General features: G+C 61.0%; 19 protein-coding genes. 18 read left to right on the top strand and 1 reads right to left on the bottom strand.

The genetic code is table 11. The features are described 5' to 3' along the window. Positions 1-12 precede the first annotated feature (12 nt). From prmC to ABIE35_RS11145, 18 genes are all read left to right on the top strand, one after another. Positions 13-885: a peptide chain release factor N(5)-glutamine methyltransferase gene (gene prmC, locus ABIE35_RS11230; RefSeq protein ID WP_354514924.1), complete on the top strand. Its 873-nt coding sequence runs from the start codon at positions 13-15 to the stop codon at positions 883-885. Positions 886-897: 12 nt separating this feature from the next. Continuing rightward, positions 898-1,743, top strand: coding sequence for an L-threonylcarbamoyladenylate synthase (locus ABIE35_RS11225; RefSeq protein WP_354514922.1), 846 nt, complete (start codon positions 898-900; stop codon positions 1,741-1,743). Further along, positions 1,740-2,525: a WecB/TagA/CpsF family glycosyltransferase gene (locus ABIE35_RS11220; RefSeq protein WP_354514921.1), complete on the top strand. Its 786-nt coding sequence runs from the start codon at positions 1,740-1,742 to the stop codon at positions 2,523-2,525. Before ABIE35_RS11225 ends, ABIE35_RS11220 begins: the two co-directional genes overlap by 4 nt. Continuing rightward, on the top strand, positions 2,526-3,482 hold the full coding sequence (locus ABIE35_RS11215) for a glycosyltransferase (protein ID WP_354514919.1): 957 nt from the start codon (positions 2,526-2,528) through the stop codon (positions 3,480-3,482). A gap of 282 nt (positions 3,483-3,764) precedes the next feature. Further along, positions 3,765-4,877: an MraY family glycosyltransferase gene (locus ABIE35_RS11210; protein WP_354514917.1), complete on the top strand. Its 1,113-nt coding sequence runs from the start codon at positions 3,765-3,767 to the stop codon at positions 4,875-4,877. 119 nt (positions 4,878-4,996) lie between these two features. Beyond that, positions 4,997-5,488 carry a Cg1360 family ATP-synthase-associated protein gene (locus ABIE35_RS11205; protein ID WP_354514915.1) on the top strand — a complete coding sequence of 164 codons (492 nt, stop codon included), beginning with the start codon at positions 4,997-4,999 and terminating at the stop codon, positions 5,486-5,488. Then, positions 5,475-5,810: a hypothetical protein gene (locus ABIE35_RS11200; RefSeq protein ID WP_207593903.1), complete on the top strand. Its 336-nt coding sequence runs from the start codon at positions 5,475-5,477 to the stop codon at positions 5,808-5,810. The genes ABIE35_RS11205 and ABIE35_RS11200 overlap by 14 nt, the downstream gene beginning before the upstream one ends. Before the next feature lie 81 nt (positions 5,811-5,891). After that, positions 5,892-6,692 carry a F0F1 ATP synthase subunit A gene (gene atpB, locus ABIE35_RS11195; RefSeq protein WP_172322239.1) on the top strand — a complete coding sequence of 267 codons (801 nt, stop codon included), beginning with the start codon at positions 5,892-5,894 and terminating at the stop codon, positions 6,690-6,692. Between the two features lie 79 nt (positions 6,693-6,771). Then, the gene (gene atpE, locus ABIE35_RS11190; RefSeq protein ID WP_011775261.1) at positions 6,772-6,990 is read left to right on the top strand and encodes an ATP synthase F0 subunit C; all 219 of its coding nucleotides are present in this window, start codon (positions 6,772-6,774) and stop codon (positions 6,988-6,990) included. 51 nt (positions 6,991-7,041) lie between these two features. Further along, positions 7,042-7,599: a F0F1 ATP synthase subunit B gene (locus ABIE35_RS11185; protein WP_024817283.1), complete on the top strand. Its 558-nt coding sequence runs from the start codon at positions 7,042-7,044 to the stop codon at positions 7,597-7,599. Next, on the top strand, positions 7,599-8,426 hold the full coding sequence (locus ABIE35_RS11180) for a F0F1 ATP synthase subunit delta (protein ID WP_207593902.1): 828 nt from the start codon (positions 7,599-7,601) through the stop codon (positions 8,424-8,426). The genes ABIE35_RS11185 and ABIE35_RS11180 overlap by 1 nt, the downstream gene beginning before the upstream one ends. A gap of 85 nt (positions 8,427-8,511) precedes the next feature. Beyond that, entirely contained in the window at positions 8,512-10,149 is a 1,638-nt protein-coding gene (gene atpA, locus ABIE35_RS11175) for a F0F1 ATP synthase subunit alpha (protein ID WP_207597589.1), read from the top strand. 76 nt (positions 10,150-10,225) lie between these two features. After that, positions 10,226-11,116, top strand: a complete 891-nt coding sequence (locus tag ABIE35_RS11170; RefSeq protein WP_354514911.1) for a F0F1 ATP synthase subunit gamma — start codon at positions 10,226-10,228, stop codon at positions 11,114-11,116. Between the two features lie 84 nt (positions 11,117-11,200). Continuing rightward, positions 11,201-12,652: a F0F1 ATP synthase subunit beta gene (gene atpD / locus ABIE35_RS11165; RefSeq protein ID WP_089595532.1), complete on the top strand. Its 1,452-nt coding sequence runs from the start codon at positions 11,201-11,203 to the stop codon at positions 12,650-12,652. Position 12,653: 1 nt separating this feature from the next. Then, entirely contained in the window at positions 12,654-12,938 is a 285-nt protein-coding gene (locus ABIE35_RS11160; RefSeq protein ID WP_089595531.1) for a F0F1 ATP synthase subunit epsilon, read from the top strand. Between the two features lie 10 nt (positions 12,939-12,948). Continuing rightward, positions 12,949-13,380: a DUF2550 domain-containing protein gene (locus ABIE35_RS11155; protein ID WP_354514909.1), complete on the top strand. Its 432-nt coding sequence runs from the start codon at positions 12,949-12,951 to the stop codon at positions 13,378-13,380. Between the two features lie 5 nt (positions 13,381-13,385). After that, on the top strand, positions 13,386-14,684 hold the full coding sequence (locus ABIE35_RS11150; protein ID WP_354514907.1) for an alpha/beta hydrolase: 1,299 nt from the start codon (positions 13,386-13,388) through the stop codon (positions 14,682-14,684). Further along, complete coding sequence (locus tag ABIE35_RS11145; RefSeq protein WP_502921382.1) at positions 14,681-17,182, top strand: bifunctional lysylphosphatidylglycerol flippase/synthetase MprF; 2,502 nt, start codon at positions 14,681-14,683, stop codon at positions 17,180-17,182. The genes ABIE35_RS11150 and ABIE35_RS11145 overlap by 4 nt, the downstream gene beginning before the upstream one ends. Before the next feature lie 165 nt (positions 17,183-17,347). Here the strand turns inward: ABIE35_RS11145 and ABIE35_RS11140 are convergent, their stop codons facing one another. Next, a complete protein-coding gene (locus ABIE35_RS11140) occupies positions 17,348-17,551 on the bottom strand; it encodes a cold-shock protein (protein ID WP_018776337.1) in 204 nt (67 codons plus the stop codon). Positions 17,552-17,567 lie beyond the last annotated feature (16 nt).

The raw sequence follows: 17,567 nt of genomic DNA, 5'->3' as shown, positions 1-17,567 counted from the left end.
CAGAGTAGATCCATGACGTTTTACCAAGGCCAGAGCCTCGCGGACGCAGTTCGCGAGGCTACTGCCGTTCTCACCGACGCCGGCGTCCCCACGCCACGGGTGGACGCGGAGTTGTTGGCCGAACACCTGCTGGGTGTGGGGCTGGGACGCTTGCGGGCCATGCTGCTGGGCGATGCTTCCGCGCCTGATGGCTATGGAGACGTGGTGCTGGAGCGGGCGGGCCGCGTGCCCCTGCAGCACATCACCGGCGTCGCCTATTTCCGGTACCTGGAGTTGCGTGTGGGTCCAGGTGTCTTCATTCCCCGGCCGGAAACGGAATCGGTGGTCCAGCTGGTCATTGACCACGTGGCAGGAATCCCGAACCCCAAAGTGGTGGATCTTGGCACCGGATCTGGAGCGATCGCCGGCTCGATCGCCCACGAGGTGCCCGGCGCTGATGTCCACGCCGTGGAATACAGTTCATTCGCGCATGCCTGGGCTGCGAAGAACCTGGAGCCGCTGGGCGTCAACCTCATACAGGGCGACCTCAGGGACGCGCTCCCCGAACATAACGGAACCTTCGACGTCGTCGTCTCCAACCCGCCGTATATCCCGGCCGAGGCGATACCCACAGAACCGGAAGTCGCGCTCCACGATCCTCCCGAGGCACTGTACGGTGGGGGAGCGGACGGCATGGAACTCCCGACGGCGGCAGCGGCCTCCGCGGCCCGGCTCCTGAAGCCCGGCGGCTACTTCGTGATGGAACACGCAGAAGTGCAAGCCAGCTGGATTGCCGGGATGCTGCGACGCACGGGACGTTGGAACAACGTCACCACGCATTTCGACCTGAACGGCAAGGAACGTGCCACCAGCGCGGTGCTGGCAAGCACTGCCCCTGATGAGTGAAAGAATAGCGCTGTGACCACAACCTACAACTGCACTTCCGATGACCAGCGTGCCGAGGGACTTCAGCACGCTCAGCGTGCCATCAGCGAAAAGAAGTGCATCGTGCTGCCGACGGATACTGTGTACGGCATTGCCGCGGATGCTTTTTCGCCCCTGGCCGTGACGATGTTGCTGGCTTCCAAGGGACGCAGCCGGCAGATGCCGCCTCCTGTGCTGATTCCCCGGATCAACGCCCTTGACGGCCTGGCCACGGACGTGCCGGCTGACGCCCGCGCGCTGGCGCAGGCATTTTGGCCCGGTGGGCTGACCCTGATCCTCCATGCCCAGCCGTCGTTGGACTGGGATTTGGGCGAGACCAAGGGCACCGTTGCCCTGCGCATGCCCGATGACGAAATCGCATTGGAGCTCCTGGGGCTCACGGGGCCGCTGGCTGTATCGTCGGCCAATCGCACGGGGCAGGAAGCAGCCCAGACTGCTTCGGAAGCGCGCATGCAACTGGCAGAATCCGTAGAGGTGTACCTTGAGGGCGGATTCCGGCCCGTTGAAGGTACTGCCGCGCTGCCGTCCACGATTGTGGACGCAACTGCCACCCCGTTCCGCGTAGTGCGCCAAGGAGCCATCTCCCTGGAAAGCCTCCGTGCAATCGTTCCGACCATCCTCGGCTTTGGCGAGTCTCTACCCGCCGATGTTGAGGAAGCTGCAGAGGCAGTTGCTGTCGCGGAGACCCCCACTGCGGATGACGCGCCGGTCGAGGTGACCGAGGCCGCCGTCGTCGACGTCGAGGCCACGCCTGATGAGCAATCGGTGCCTGACCACCATGTGGAGCCGCCGACCCCACGAGAAGCCAAGTCCGAATGATTCCGGACCGCCAGCGCGTCCCCGTCCTTGACGTCGACGCTACTCCGTTGCGCGTCAATGAACTCATTGAGGCCATGGGCGGGCTCATTGCTGCGGGAAACACGAGCACTGTGCTCGGCCACAACCTGCACAGCATCACGCTGTTCCATTCCTGTCCAGATGTCCGCGCCCTGTATGAGGCAAGCTCCATAGTTCTTCTGGATGGAGCCCCCGCCACGTTGCTGTGGGGGGTTTCCAGGAAGCGGCAAGGACTGCCCTTGGGCGAAGGCGCCATGGCGTACCGTTTAGGTTCCATGGACTGGATCCCTGAACTCGGAAAGGTTCCCGGATTGCAGCGGGTTGCTGTGGTCGGCGCCGGCAGGGAGGCCAATACCGAAGCGGTGGCCCGCCTGCGGTCCCTCATTCCCGGCGCCACGGTGGACGGCATGCCCGGCGAAGGTTGGGATGGCGCCCTTGAAGACGCCGTAGTGGGCTGGCTGAACACGTTCCGGCCGCAACTGGTGCTGTTGGGTCTGGGGATGCCGCTCCAGGAGCATGTCCTGCATCGCAGGCTGGGGGAATTGCCGCCAGCTACCTATTGTGCCGTTGGAGGTGCAATCGAGCAGGTTGCCGGTATCCAGAAACTGGCGCCACGCTGGCTGGGGCGGCTGGGGCTCGAATGGGCCTGGCGTCTGGTCCTCCACCCGGGCAGGGTTGCTTACAGAGTTTTCATCGAGCCGTGGAAGCTTGCCGGCCTGTTGGTTCGGCGCCGTTTTCAATCACCCAAGACCAAAGGCAAGTAAATGACGTCCCAAGCTGTTGTGGTCGCCGTCGTGGTGACTTATAACCGGCGTGATCTCCTCCAGACCACACTGGCGGGCATCGCGGCCGGCACCCGGGTTCCGGACGCCGTCGTCGTGGTGGACAACGCCTCCACCGACGGAACCGCAGAGTTCCTGCAGGACTATCAAGGGCCGCTGGCTACGGACGTCGTCACGCTCACAGCCAATGTGGGCGGTGCTGGTGGATTTGTGGTCGGAATGGAACGCGCCCTGCTGGATCACGGCGCGGACCACGTCTGGATCATGGACGATGACACAGAACCCCAACCGGGGGCGCTTGCCGAAGCGCTGGATGTTTCCACTGCTTATCAGCAGGAAACGGGAGATACGCCGGCCTTCATTGCCAGCCGCGTGGTCTGGACCGATGGCCGGGACCACCCCATGAACCGTATGCGGCCCCGGATGGGTGCCAGCGAAGAAGCTCGCAACGCTGCCGCACGCGTCGGTGCCACGCAAATTCGCAGTGCTTCCTTCGTGTCAGTGCTGATCCGGGCCGAACAGATCAGGAAATACGGCCTGCCTATCGCGGATTACTTCATCTGGAACGACGACCTTGAGTACACTGCCAGGGTCTCGCGCAAGGGAACAGCGCTGACCACTGAAGCTTCGGTGGCCAATCACCACACCAAAGTCTTTGGCGACGCCGGTGCTGACCCCGGACCGCGCTTCTACTACGAGGTTCGGAACAAGCTGTGGGTCTACACCCGTTCCAATGCCTTGGCGCCGTGGGAAAAGGTACTTTTCACCGGTGCGTCGTTGCGTAATTGGACCCGTACCATTGCTGCCTCTTCCAACCGCAAAGTGCTGTTGGGCGGGCTTCTCAAGGGCCTGCGTCACAGCCTGAAAGCACCACGTTCAAATGCGCAGGTGCTTGAGGGGATCTACGCGTTGCGGAACGTCCAAGAGCCTGCCAGCTGACAGCGGCGCAGCTAAAACCCGGTCAAACAGGCGGGGGTCTTGCGGCTGCGTCACAGGGTGGTCACGGCCATTGGCATTAGTATCGTGACTAGAGTCCACAGAAATCCCGCAACATTCGGCACAGCCGGTGCAGGCATGGCGACGGAGTAGTTCCATTTATCCACACACAGAATTCCACACCTCAAGGTGCCCGGAAACCACCGGCTTTCACCCGACGCGTCGGCAGCGTCAGTACATTGCCATTTCCGGAACAGTGGGCGGGCTGCTCCCGGGAGCCGCATCATGATCATGTATCTGCTGATGGCACTCACGGCCGCCGTGGTGTCCTACGCGGGAACGTGGGGTGCCCGCGTGGCCGGAAACAAACTGCGCCTGTACCGTCCCATCCGCAGCCGCGACATGCACTCCGCCCTGATTTCCAAGCTCGGGGGGCTTGGCATCTTTGCGGGTTTCTTCGTCGCCTTGGTAGTTGCCAGCAACTCATTCTTCGTGAAGGACATTTTCAGGCACAACGATGCGCCCTGGGGGATCCTGGCCGGTGCTGTGGTGATCGTCGCCGTAGGGGTGGCAGATGACATCCTGGACATCCGGTGGTGGATCAAGCTGCTGGGCCAGGGCGCTGCCGCTTTAATCGTGGCACTGTGGGGCGTCCGGATGTCAGTGGTGCCATTCATCCCGGAACCGATATTCCTCGAGTCTGAGATCCTTCAGATTGTGCTCACTGCGGGACTCATTGTCACCACCATGAACGCCGTCAACTTCATTGACGGACTGGACGGTTTGGCAGCGGGAGTGGCCATCATTGGTGGCGGGGCCTTCTTCCTCACGGCCTACTGGGTTCACCGGAACAATCCGTCCACCGACAACTCCGACCTTGCGACACTCCTGATGGCCATTCTGGTGGGAAGCTGCATCGGGTTCCTGCCGCACAACTGGTTCCCGGCAAAAATCTTCATGGGTGATTCGGGGGCCATGCTCATCGGCCTGCTCATGGCGTCAGCCGGCGTGGTAGCCACGGGGCAGATCGGCTCGGGCCTTTATGACCGTGCCAATGGCATCCCCACGATTGTTCCGATCTTGCTGCCTTTTGCGGTTCTGTCCCTGCCTCTCCTGGATCTGGGGATGGCCGTAGTCCGCCGGACTGCGAGGGGTCAGTCGCCATGGTCGGCAGACCGTGGGCACCTCCACCACAAGCTGGTGGACCTCGGATACTCGCACCGTGCCGCCGTCGTCATGCTGTATGTCTGGACGTGCATCCTGGCTTTCGGCGGTGTCGCGTTCGCCGTCTTCCCCTGGCAGGTTGTGCTCATCGTGGTTGTTGTCGCGGCTCTCGTCATGGCCGCCGTGACTGCGTGGCCATACTTCACCCGGAACTCGACGCGGCCGGGGGAGTAGTTGTGACGGCTGGTTATCGTCACAGTTCTATCTCATGTAGAATTCTTTCTGCGGACAGTCACTCGCCCGTAACCCCACTTTGAGAATATGGCACCTGTGCCACGAGGATTGGTATCCCCATGACATCCAACGCCGAAACCGGACGCCCGTCCGGTAAACGTGGTGTTGGTTCCATGGGCAAGGCATCCTCGTTGTGGCTCCGGTTACTTCTTCTGAGCGCCTCCGCCGCAGCCGCGGCCACCGCAGTCACCTGCGTGATCGCGGCCGTAATGAACGGCGGACAGGGTGCGCTTTCAGCGGCGTTCGGCGCCGCGCTGGTGATGCTCTTCTTTGGCATCAGCCTTTTGATTGGCCACTATGTAGGCCGCAACAACCCTTCAGGCGCCGTTGGCCTCTTTGTTGCTACGTATTTCATCAAAGTGGTCGGTTTTGCCGTAGTACTGTTTGTGCTCGGCGCGCCGGATTGGCTCCACCACCGCTGGTTCCTGATTGGCGCAGTGGTCACGGTTGTCTTCTGGCAGGCAGCAGAAATCCATGGTTTCAGCAAGGCCCGCCTCCAGATCTACAACGATCCTGAAGAGAAGAAGGGTGGCCCGGATGTCTCCGCGTAAGCGATATTCACGCCCGGCCGCACCAGCCCAGCAACGTGGAAAAGCCAATGAAGCCGCAGAAGCCGGAAACGACGGCGGATACAACGCCGGCATCGCCGTCTTCAGCTACATCATTGGCGGGATCATTGTCTGGAGTTTGATAGGCTGGGGTCTGGATAATCTGTGGGGGACCCGCTGGATTGTGCTCCTTGGCGCTCTGCTGGGAGCCGCAGGAGGGTTCTATCTTTCCCATATGCACGGCCTCACCAGGCAAAGCTCCTCTGCTGGCGAGAGCAACGCAGACAGCGGTCCGTCCACGGACGGGGACAGTAATGCCAAATAATTTCACATGGATTGTGGATGCGTCCAACGCTTCCGGATTCCAACCAATGCCCAATGATGGACACAGCAGAGAGGAAACGCGTTGATCGCGCTTGCGCTCCCCGCCCAGGATTCGGGGTCCTTCACCCCACCCGGAATCGACGAAATGCACCTGCCGGCAATCCTGCCTTGGGGTGCGCACGACGGATTCTCCAAGCAGATGCTGCTGGTGATTCTTTCGGTCGTCATTATCGCTACATTCTTCATCCTCGCTGCACGTAAGCAGCAGCTGGTACCCGGCAAGCTGCAGTTCGCAGGCGAGATGGCTTACGGCTTCGTCCGCAACAGCATCGCCAAGGACATCATCGGCGGCAAGGACTTCATCAAGTACGTCCCGCTGCTGTTCAGCTTGTTCTTCTTCATTTTGGTGAACAACATCTACGGCGCCATCCCTGTGATTCAGCTGCCGAGCTTCTCACACGTAGGCGGCGCCTACGTCATGGCTGGCATCGTGTACTTCACCTGGATCATCATCGGCATCAAGAAGAACGGCCTGAAGTACTTCAAGCTCGCCACCGTTCCTTCCGGCGTCCCGTGGTACATCCTCCCGATCGTGGTACCGATCGAAATCATCTCCAACTTCCTGGTCCGCCCGGTCACGCACAGCCTCCGTCTGTTCGCGACGATGCTGGCCGGTCACTTGATCGTCATGCTCGCCGGTTCCGGCATCGAGTTCCTTGTCATGCAGGAGAACGTCCTGCTCAAGGGCGCATCGGTCCTGGTCCTCGTCGGCGCAATCGCCATGTACATGCTCGAAGCACTGATCATGGCCCTGCAGGCTTACGTGTTCACCCTGTTGACCGCGATCTACATCGAAGGCGCCCTGCACGCCGATAGCCACTAGGCTCCCAAAACTTCCCCTTGCGGGGATGAAGCAACCCAAACAACCTGCCGCACGGGCGGCATCTTGAAAGGAAGAAAAAATGGAAGGCACCATCAACGGCTCCCTCAACCTCATCGGCTACGGTCTCTCGGCCATCGGCGGTGGTATCGGTGTGGGTCTCGTGTTCGCCGCGTACATCAACGGTGTTGCACGTCAGCCGGAAGCTCAGCGTGTGCTGCAGCCGATCGCGTTCCTTGGCCTGGCACTGACTGAAGCTCTTGCCATCCTCGGCCTCGTCTTCGCTTTCGTTCTTTCCTAATAATAAGAACCCAAGCGAATTCGACGCACGAGTAGATAGGACGGGTGAAATATGAATCAGCTGATCATCTCAGCCGCCACTGAAGGCGAAGCGAAGAGCAACCCGCTCGTTCCCAACGTCTGGGAAATGGGCGTTGTCCTCGTCGGCTTTGCGGTCCTCATGTACATCGTGGTCAAGTTTGTTGTCCCGATGTTCGAGAAGACCTTCGCAGAGCGCGCCGAAGCAATCGAAGGTGGCATTGCAAAGGCCGAAGCGGCCCAGGCGGAAGCTTCTGCAGCTCTTGAAGAGTACAAGCAGCAGCTCACCGACGCCCGCGCCGAAGCCAACCGAATCCGTGAAGAAGCACGCGCCGAAGGCGCCCAGATCCTTGCGGACCTCAAGGCCAAGGCCGCAGCAGAGTCTGCCCGCATCACCGAGCAGGCACACGCTGCCATCGAGTCGGAGCGTCAGGCAGCTGTTGTCTCGCTTCGTTCCGAGGTAGGCACCCTGGCCACCACGCTGGCCGGCCGCATCGTTGGTGAAGCACTCACCGACGACCAGCGCGCCGCACGCGTTGTGGACCGCTTCCTTGCAGATCTGGAGACCCAGAGCGCAGGTGCAGCTAAGTAATGGCAGGTATATCGAGCGAATCGCTGACCACAGCACTGGCGCAGTTGGAAGCCAAGCTTCCCTTCGCCTCGCTGCAGTTGGCTAAGGACCTCTTCGGAATCCTGGGAACGGTGGACAGCTCGGCTGGCTTGCGCCGCGCCCTGACTGACCCGTCCCGTACTGGAGACGAAAAGTCGGCGCTGGTCAAGCAGCTGGTTGGCGGAAAAGTCTCCGCTGATGCTGCTGAAATTGCGGGCGGACTGGCCAGCTCACGCTGGGCATCGGCACGTGATATCGGCGATGCACTCGAGACGCTTGCCGCCACGGTTGTCATTGCCGTAGCTGAAAACAAGTCGGCGGTTTCTGCCTCCGGTATCACGGGGCTGGAAGAGCTGGAAAACGATCTGTTTGCCTTCAACCAGATCGTCGCCTCCAGCCACGAAGTACAACGTGCTCTGTCCGAGCCGCAGGGTTCCCCTGCGGCAAAGATTGCACTGGCCGAGAAGCTTGTTCCTGGCAGCAGCGAGGAAGCAAAGGTTCTCATCAGCCAGGCAGTTACGCAGCCGCGCGGTGTCAAGCCGAGCAAGCTCGTCGAGTCTTTCGCCAAGCTTGCAGCCAAGCGTCAGCAGCGCTGGATTGCAACTGTCAGCGTTACCCGTCCGTTGACGGAAACGCAGGCCAGCCGTCTGCAGGCCGGGCTGGATGCCCTGTACGGCCGCGAACTGAAGGTCAACCTCAACGTTGACCCCGCACTGATCGGTGGGATCCGGGTCCAGGTAGGTGACGAAGTGCTCGACGCTTCGGTCATCGCCCGCCTGACCGAACTCCGCCGTCAGCTCGCTGGCTAGCCAGATCAAAGCACAACTTAACTGATATAAAACCCGGTCATCGTGAGCAACGATGATCACGAAAACAGGAGAGCAGGGACTGCAGATGGCCGAATTGACCATCAACGCCGACGACGTCCGTAATGCGTTGAACGAGTTCGCGGCGTCCTACGAACCCGGTAACGCAGAGCGCGTAGAGGTTGGTCGTGTGACCACCGCAAGTGACGGCATCGCCCGTGTTGAGGGTCTTCCCTCGGTCATGGCGAACGAGCTGCTTCGCTTCGAAGATGGCACGCTGGGCCTGGCCCAGAACCTTGACGTCCGCGAGATCGGTGTCATTATCCTCGGTGACTTCACCGGTATTGAAGAAGGCCAGGAAGTTCACCGTACCGGTGAGATCCTGTCCGTTCCGGTTGGCGATGCCTTCCTGGGTCGCGTTGTTGACCCGCTGGGCCAGCCGATCGACGACCTCGGCGAGATCAAGGCCGAGGGCACCCGCGCACTGGAACTCCAGGCTCCGGGCGTTACCGAACGCAAGTCGGTTCACGAACCGATGCAGACCGGCCTCAAGGCTATCGACGCCATGATCCCGATCGGCCGCGGCCAGCGTCAGCTGATCATTGGTGACCGCCAGACCGGCAAGACCGCCATCGCCGTGGACACCATCATCAACCAGAAGGCCAACTGGGCTTCCGGAGATGTCACCAAGCAGGTCCGTTGCGTCTACGTTGGTGTCGGCCAGAAGGCTTCCACCATCGCAGCCGTCCGCCAGACCCTCGAGGATCACGGCGCACTGGAGTACACCACCATCGTGGCCTCCCCGGCATCTGACCCCGCTGGCTTCAAGTACCTGGCGCCGTATGCAGGTTCGGCCATCGGCCAGCACTGGATGTACGGCGGCAAGCACGTTCTGGTGATCTTCGATGACCTGTCCAAGCAGGCCGAAGCCTACCGCGCCGTGTCCCTTCTGCTGCGCCGTCCGCCGGGACGCGAAGCATACCCGGGTGACGTGTTCTACTTGCACTCCCGCCTGCTGGAGCGTTGTGCCAAGCTCTCCGACGAGCTCGGTGCAGGTTCGATGACCGGTCTTCCGATCGTCGAAACCAAGGCAAACGACGTCTCCGCGTACATCCCGACCAACGTGATCTCCATCACCGATGGCCAGATCTTCCTCCAGTCGGATCTCTTCAACGCCAACCAGCGCCCCGCTGTTGACGTCGGTGTGTCCGTCTCCCGCGTTGGTGGCGCTGCACAGGTCAAGTCCATGAAGAAGGTCTCCGGTACCTTGAAGCTGGACCTGGCCCAGTACCGCGACATGCAGGCATTCGCCATGTTCGCCTCGGACCTGGATGCTGCATCCCGTCAGCAGCTGACCCGTGGTGCACGCCTGATGGAACTGCTGAAGCAGGGCCAGTACTCACCGTTCCCGGTTGAGAACCAGGTTGTTTCCATCTGGGCCGGCACCAAGGGTCACCTGGACGACGTTCCGGTTGAGGACATCAGCCGCTTCGAGTCCGAGTTCCTGGAGCACCTCACGCACAAGTCCTCCATCCTGACCACGCTGGCGCAGACCAACGTCCTGGATGACGACACCGCTGCAGCCTTGGAGGAAGCGATCGTTTCCTTCAAGAAGGGCTTCTTCGGAGAAGGCGACAACCACCTGGTTGGCGCCGGCCACGAAGAGCACGCAGCGATCTCCGGCGGCGACGTCGACCAGGAAAAGATCGTCAAGCAGAAGCGCTAGTTCCGATCACCTGCCCTGCCGGGGTCCGCAAGGGCCCCGGCAGGGCAGCACATCGGGAACTTAGGAAAGGATAAGTATGGGAGCCCAGATTCGGGTCTACCGTCAGAAGATCAGCTCGACGACGTCGATGCGCAAGATCTTCAAGGCGATGGAACTGATCGCTACCTCGCGCATCGGTAAGGCCCGCGCCCGCGTAGCAGCTTCACTGCCCTACGCGAACGCGATTACCCGCGCCGTTTCTGCTGTCGCAACTCAGAGCGAAATCGACCACCCGCTGACCACCGAGCCGGAGCAGATCCGCCGTGCCGCAGTCCTGATCATTACATCGGACCGTGGCCTTGCAGGATCGTACTCCGCGAGCGTGCTCAAGCAGGCTGAAGGTCTCACCGAGCTTCTTCACGCAGAAGGCAAGGAAGTCAAGGCGTACCTGGTTGGCCGCAAGGCGCAGGCGTACTTCGATTTCCGCAACCGGCCATACGCCCGCGTATGGACCGGTGGCACGGACGCGCCGGAATTCGAAACAGCACAGGAAGTCGGAGCTGCACTTCTCGAAGATTTCTCCACTGACTTCGAAGAGGGTGGCGTGGATGAGATCCACGTCGTCTACACCCGCTTCAAGTCGATGGTGACGCAGGAGCCTACGGTTATCCGTTTGCTTCCGCTGGAGGTCGTCGAAGAGGAAGCAACCTCGGAATCCGAGCTGTTGCCGTTGTACGAGTTTGAACCGGAAACAGAGCAGGTGCTTGACGCACTGCTTCCGCGTTACATCGAGTCCCGCATCTTCGCAGCCATGCTGCAGGCCGCTGCTTCCGAGCTCGCAGCCCGCCAGCGTGCCATGAAGTCGGCCGGTGACAACGCTACGGATTTGATCAAGAAGTACACGCGCCTTCGCAACACGGCCCGCCAGGCCGAGATTACGCAGGAGCTTTCCGAAATCGTTGCCGGCGCCGACGCCCTCGCGTCTTAGCCTGCACCGGATTCGGTTCCAAGCCGCACCTGCAACAAACAGATAAACTTAACCCCACGCCATCTACTGAGTGAAGTGAGAGAGATGACTGCCACTGCTACCGAACACGTAGCAACGGCCGGTGCCACCGGCCGCATTGCCCGTGTTATTGGTCCGGTTGTCGACGTCGAATTCCCGGCTGACGCAATCCCCTCGATTTACAACGCTCTGACCACTGAGATCACTCTCAACGGCCAGACGAAGACCATCACGTTCGAGACCTCCCAGCACTTGGGTGACAACCTCGTCCGCGCCATCTCCCTGCAGGCAACTGACGGACTCGTCCGCGGTACCACCGTGCAGGACTCTGGCGCCCCCATCTCCGTGCCCGTCGGCGACGGCGTCAAGGGCCACATCTTCAACGTTCTCGGCAAGCCGCTGGACGTTGAGGAATCCGAGATCAAGGCTGACGCTTACTGGCCGATCCACCGCAAGGCTCCGGCCTTCGCATCCCTCGAGGGCTCCACGGAGATGCTCGAGACCGGTATCAAGGTCATCGACCTTCTCACCCCGTACATCAAGGGTGGAAAGATCGGCCTGTTCGGCGGCGCCGGTGTTGGCAAGACCGTTTTGATCCAGGAAATGATCACCCGTGTTGCCCGCAACTTCGGTGGTACTTCCGTATTCGCCGGTGTTGGCGAGCGTACCCGTGAAGGTAACGACCTCTGGGTTGAAATGGAAGAGGCCGGCGTCCTCAAGGACACCGCTCTTGTGTTCGGCCAGATGGATGAGCCGCCGGGAACGCGTCTGCGCGTGGCCCTGTCGGCTCTGACCATGGCGGAGTACTTCCGCGATGTCCAGAACCAGGACGTGTTGCTCTTCATCGACAACATCTTCCGCTTCACCCAGGCAGGCTCGGAAGTTTCCACGCTGCTCGGCCGTATGCCGTCCGCTGTGGGCTACCAGCCCAACCTTGCTGATGAGATGGGCCTCCTCCAGGAGCGCATCACCTCCACCAAGGGTCACTCCATCACGTCGATGCAGGCCATCTACGTGCCGGCTGATGACTACACCGACCCGGCCCCGGCCACGACCTTCGCACACCTCGACGCGACCACGGAACTTTCCCGTGAAATCGCATCCCGTGGTCTGTACCCGGCCGTTGACCCGCTGACGTCGACCTCCCGCATCCTGGATCCCCAGTACATCGGCAAGGACCACTACAACACGGCAGTCCGTGTTAAGCAGATCCTGCAGAAGAACAAGGAACTCCAGGACATCATCGCCATCCTCGGTGTTGACGAACTGTCTGAAGAGGACAAGATCGTCGTGTCGCGTGCACGTCGTATCCAGCAGTTCCTCTCCCAGAACACCTACACCGCCAAGCAGTTCACTGGCGTTGAGGGCTCCACCGTTTCCATCAAGGACACCGTTGAAGGCTTCACGGCCATCTGCGACGGCGAGCTGGACCACATTGCAGAGCAGGCGTTCTTCAACGTCGGCGGCCTGGATGACGTCGAGCGCCAGTGGGCCAAGATCCAGGAACAGACCAAGTAGTATGGCTGAGCTTGAGGTTGAGATTGTCGCAGCGGACCACTTTGTGTGGTCCGGCGCGGCCAAGATGGTGAAGGCCCGCACCAGCGATGGTGAAATCGGAATCCTGCCGGGCCACTCGCCCCTTCTGGCCATCCTGGCTGAGGGCGAGCTGGCAATCCAGCCGGTTTCCGGTGACCGTATCGCGGTAGTGGTCGACGGCGGATTCTTCTCCGTTGACAACGATCGCGTGGTCATTGTTGCTGACAACGCCAAATTGGGCGAAGCGGCTACAGCGGGGACCCGATAGCACGACCTTGATGGACGATTCCCTTATTCCGTTCATCGCCCTGGCAACAGCGTTTACGTTGCTGATCATTTCACTGTGCCTGTTCGGGGTGCGCCGCTTCAACCTGCGGCGTGCCCTGGGCACGGTAGACGCCTCCATTTGCATGGCTGGAAACAGCTGGCAGATGGGGGTTTGTCGTTATCAGGACAATGAGCTGGAGTGGTTCCGCTTGATGTCCCTGAGCGTGATCCCCAAGCACAGATTTACGCGCAGTTCGCTCGAACTGCTGGGCCGCCGCCAACCCACGGAAGATGAACTCGTCAGGGTGCAGCCCGGCGTTGTGGTTGTTGAATTGCAGTACGAAGGCAAGAAGTTCATGCTCGCCATGAACTTCGACGCCTACGCAGGGTTGTCCTCCTGGCTGGAGGCCGGTCCGGTCATCGGCGTCGGTACCTGGCGCTAGGCGATATGGATTTTCTTTACGACGTCAGCCTGGTTGGTGGTCCGTTCCTCTGGTTCAGCATTGCTTGCGGTGCAGCCGGTGGAATGTACCTGCTCTGGCGACGACGACGCTCCTGGCCTCTGGTCGTTGTGGGCTCCCTTGCTGTTTCTGCCGGCATCGTGGCGCTGGTCCACTGGATGCTGGTGGATCTCATGGCGACTTTTTCAGAGAACCTGCCCTTTGAAACGCTTGCATGGTCTGTGCCGGCTGTCGCGGCTATCCTTCTCTGCGCAGCCCGCTTTCCACGCAACTCCGGTAAGGGCCGCTCCCTCAGCGCCCTGGCGATGCTGGGTGTCGTCCTTTTGAGTGCCGTCCAAGTGAATCTCTACTTCGGGCTGAACAACTCAGTGGGAGATTTGCTGGGTACTGCAGTGGCCCGCATCCAGCCGTTGGAGGCTGGGCTTCAACGGAGTCCGGACAGTAAACCCGGCCCAGCCGTCAAGGGGTGGAAAGCGACGGAATCCATGCCGGCCAGCGGAATTCTGCGCAAGGCCGACATCCCCGGGACCACTTCCGGTTTCACTGCACGGGAAGCGTACATTTACCTTCCTCCCGCGTATCAAACCGAAGCCCGCCCCAGGCTGCCTGTATTGGTGCTCTTCTCAGGGCAGCCCGGTGGCCCGGCCGACTGGTTGACGGGCGGCCAACTCCGCTCCCAACTCGACCGCTTCGCTGAAGCCCACCACGGAGTAGCTCCGGTGACGGTGGTGGTGGATCCGAACGGGTCAAGCGGTGCCAACACCATGTGCATGGATAGCCTGATTGCCCCTGTGGACACATATCTGTCCAAGGATGTTCCGGCCTGGATCACCTCCACGCTGGACGTCTCGGATGACCCCCGGCTGTGGGCCGTGGGCGGTTTCTCGTTTGGGGGTACATGTGCCATGCAGATGGGCACAGCCCACCCGGAGCTCTTTCCCACAGTGCTCGCGTTCTCGGCGGAACGGGAACCGGCGTTGGCCAAGGATCGAAACAAGACAATTCAGGACTCGTTCGACGGCGATGCAACGGCTTTCGAGTCGAGGACGCCTTTGGCCTTGATGCAGCAACGCACTTATGCGGGAAGCGGTGTTTACCTCACGGCCGGCGAAACTGACCACGAGTTCTCCGACTACATGCATGAGCTCGCTGAGGCTGCCCGGAGCGCGGGCTTCGCAACAGAAGAACATACCATTCAGCATGCAGGACACTCTTGGGACGCTGTTGTCCGGGGGATGCCTGGGGCCTTGGGTTTCCTTGCCGACCGCTGGGAGCTGTCCCGGTGAGCCGTGCCCTCAAGGGTGTGATCAAGCCGGCCTTGCTGCAGGCGGGCAGGCACGTACGGGCCACGCCGTTCACCCTGCTGGTGCTGGGCTTGTTTGTGTTGTTGTCCCTGGTTTCGGGCAGCTTCCTGTCCGGTCCGCCGGAGCCGTGGCTTGCCTTCGCCGGCGTTTCACTCGATGGCCTGCGGTCTGGAGAATGGTGGTCCATCTGGACGTCGCTGTTCTTCACCACCAATCCGCTGGCTTATGCCACAGCGATCCTGATGATCGTGTTTCTTCTGGGCCTTGCCGAGCGGCACCTGGGGTCACTCAAAACTGCGGGTGTGTTCTTGGGCGCCCAGTTCGCCTGCGTGTCGGCTTTCCTCCTGGTCACCCAAGTGGCGCAGCACTCAGATGACGGCTGGCTGTCGCGGATGGTAGATAGCCGGCTGATTGGCCCCTATGGGGCAGCGCTGGCTACTGCTTTGGCAGCCAGCGCCCTGCTCCCTACGCTGTGGCAAAGGCGCCTGCGCACGGTGGCCCTTTCGGTTTCCTTGCTCTTGGTGCTCTACGTGGGGCACGCCGAGACGGTGGTGGGTTTCCTGGGGGCCCTGATCGGTTTAGCCGCAGGGTGGTGGATGCAGAGCAGCCAGGGACATCTCCATCTGCACCGCTCTACGGGCAGGGAAGTACGGAACCTTCTGTCCTTGACCATGGCAATCTTCGCAGTGGGTCCCATTGTGACCGCTGCAGCGAAGAGTCCGTCCGGTCCCCTCGCATTGCTGCGGGACGTCATCCTGAATCCTCTGCCCACGCTCAGCCAATTGGAAAGCAACTGCGGGGGAACCATTGATGTTGCCTGTTTGGAGGTGGGTCGCCAAGGCTACACGGGCCCGTTTGGTTTGGCGCTGGCAGTGGTGCCCGTTGTCCTGCTGCTCATTTGTGCCGACGGCATGAGACGTGGACGCCGGCTGGCCTTGGGCATCGCGATCGGGGTCCAACTGGTAGTGGTGGCGTTGTCAACGATCTACCTGGGCCTCTTTGCCGGGATGCCCAGGCTGCAGGGGCGTCCTCACGTCCCCATGTTGAACTCGGCAGTGGTACACCTGATACCGCTCGTCTTGGTACCGCTGGCTCTGGCTGTGCTGCTCTTTGTTTACCGTGGCCACTTCAGGGTGGTGTCGTCGGATCGACTCCGGCGCAGAATCTTCTGGTTGGTAGGCCTGACCGGGGCAGGGCTTAGCCTCGCCTACACTGCGGTGTGGTTGGCCTCCGGCGGCATGGACCGCGACGGCGGCTTGCTGGGCTTGGCTGCAGAATTGGCCCGGCAGTACCTGCCCGTTCCACTGCCGGGCGTTTACCGGAAGGTCTTCGCCGAACGAGATGTCCTGGAGGTGTTCCTCTTCTCGTACTCCGGAACGGTGTTCTGGTTGGTGGCGCTGGTAGGCGTATGGATCCTGCTCATCCGTGGACACCACTCCGGCGGACTCGACCACCAAGCCCGCCAGAGAGCCCGCACCCTGGTCAAATCCGGAGGTGACTCGTTGTCTTGGATGGCGCTCTGGGAACCCAACAAGTATTGGTTCAACGCTAACGGCACCGGGGGAGTGGCCTACCAACAGCATGGTCACGTGGCCTTGACGTTGGCTGGCCCCTTTGGGCCTGCCGGATATCGTCTGGAAACCGCCAAGGGTTTCCTCGAGTTCTGCACGCAGCAGGCGTTGATACCGTGCTTCTACTCCTGCACGGATGAGCTGTGGCCCATGCTTCAAGCGCGGGGCTTCCGCAGGGTTGCTGTTGCCCAGGAAACCCGCCTGCGAATCAGGGGCCTGGAATTCCGGGGTAAGGAGTGGCAGAACGTCAGGACATCGCTGAACCGTGCCAAAAAACTGGGGATAACGGCCAACTGGGGCCCCTACTCGGAGCTATCGCACGCCGTGCGCGCCCAAGTCACTGAGGTCTCGGAGGAGTGGGCGGCCCAGAAGAAAATTCCTGAAATGGGCTTCACCTTGGGCGGCTTGGACGAGTTGGAGGACGACGACGTCCTGTGCTGCGTTGCCGTTGATGATGTGGGGTTCGTCTACGGGGTCACCAGTTGGCTTCCGGTATACGAGGACGGCCGGGTTGTCAGTTGGACGCTGGACTTCATGAGGCGACGCGGGGACACCTTCCCGGGAGTCATGGAATTCCTGATTGCCTCGGCCATCCTGCACTTGCGTGGCTCCGTAGAGGTCATTTCATTGTCCGGTTCGCCCTTGGCCAGGGAGAAGGGCGAGATCGAACAGCAGGCTGAGGGACTGGCGGGAATTCTGGATGCCGTGGGGCAGGCACTGGAACCGGTTTATGGATTCAGGTCATTGGCTTCTTTTAAGTCGAGATTCCAGCCCGAGTACCGAACGCTGTACATGTATTACCAGGACCCGTTGCACCTTCCGGCAATGGGGCGGGCACTAAGCCGCGCCTATCTGCCCGGATTGTCGGTACGCCATTCAGCCCGGCTCCTCCGGACCCTCGTTGCTTGAATATTCAACCCCCATTCACCAAGGCCAGAGCGCCTTTCTTCATTGTTAGTAACAGATGTTGTCGAAATATCGGGCACTATTGGCCTTAAACACATTGACCCCGACGCGAAAGCCGGGGTCAATGTGTTTGTTGAATCTGCAACCAGCAGAATTCAACAGGTAAGGCTAGACGACGGTAACGCCGGTTGCCTGGGGGCCCTTGGCGCCCTGACCGATCTCGAACTGAACGCGCTGGTTCTCATCGAGGGTCTTGAAGCCACCGGTCTGGATCTCGGAGTAGTGAACAAAAACGTCCCCATCCGAGTCGTCCGGGGTGATAAAGCCGAAGCCCTTTTCAGCGTTGAACCACTTGACGGTTCCCAGTGCCATGTATTTCTCCTCATTA

This window comes from Paenarthrobacter sp. 4246, from assembly GCF_040546855.1.
Classification (GTDB): domain Bacteria; phylum Actinomycetota; class Actinomycetes; order Actinomycetales; family Micrococcaceae; genus Arthrobacter.
Note: the sequence above shows the minus strand (reverse complement) of the source record. Positions and strands in the feature narration are given on the sequence as shown.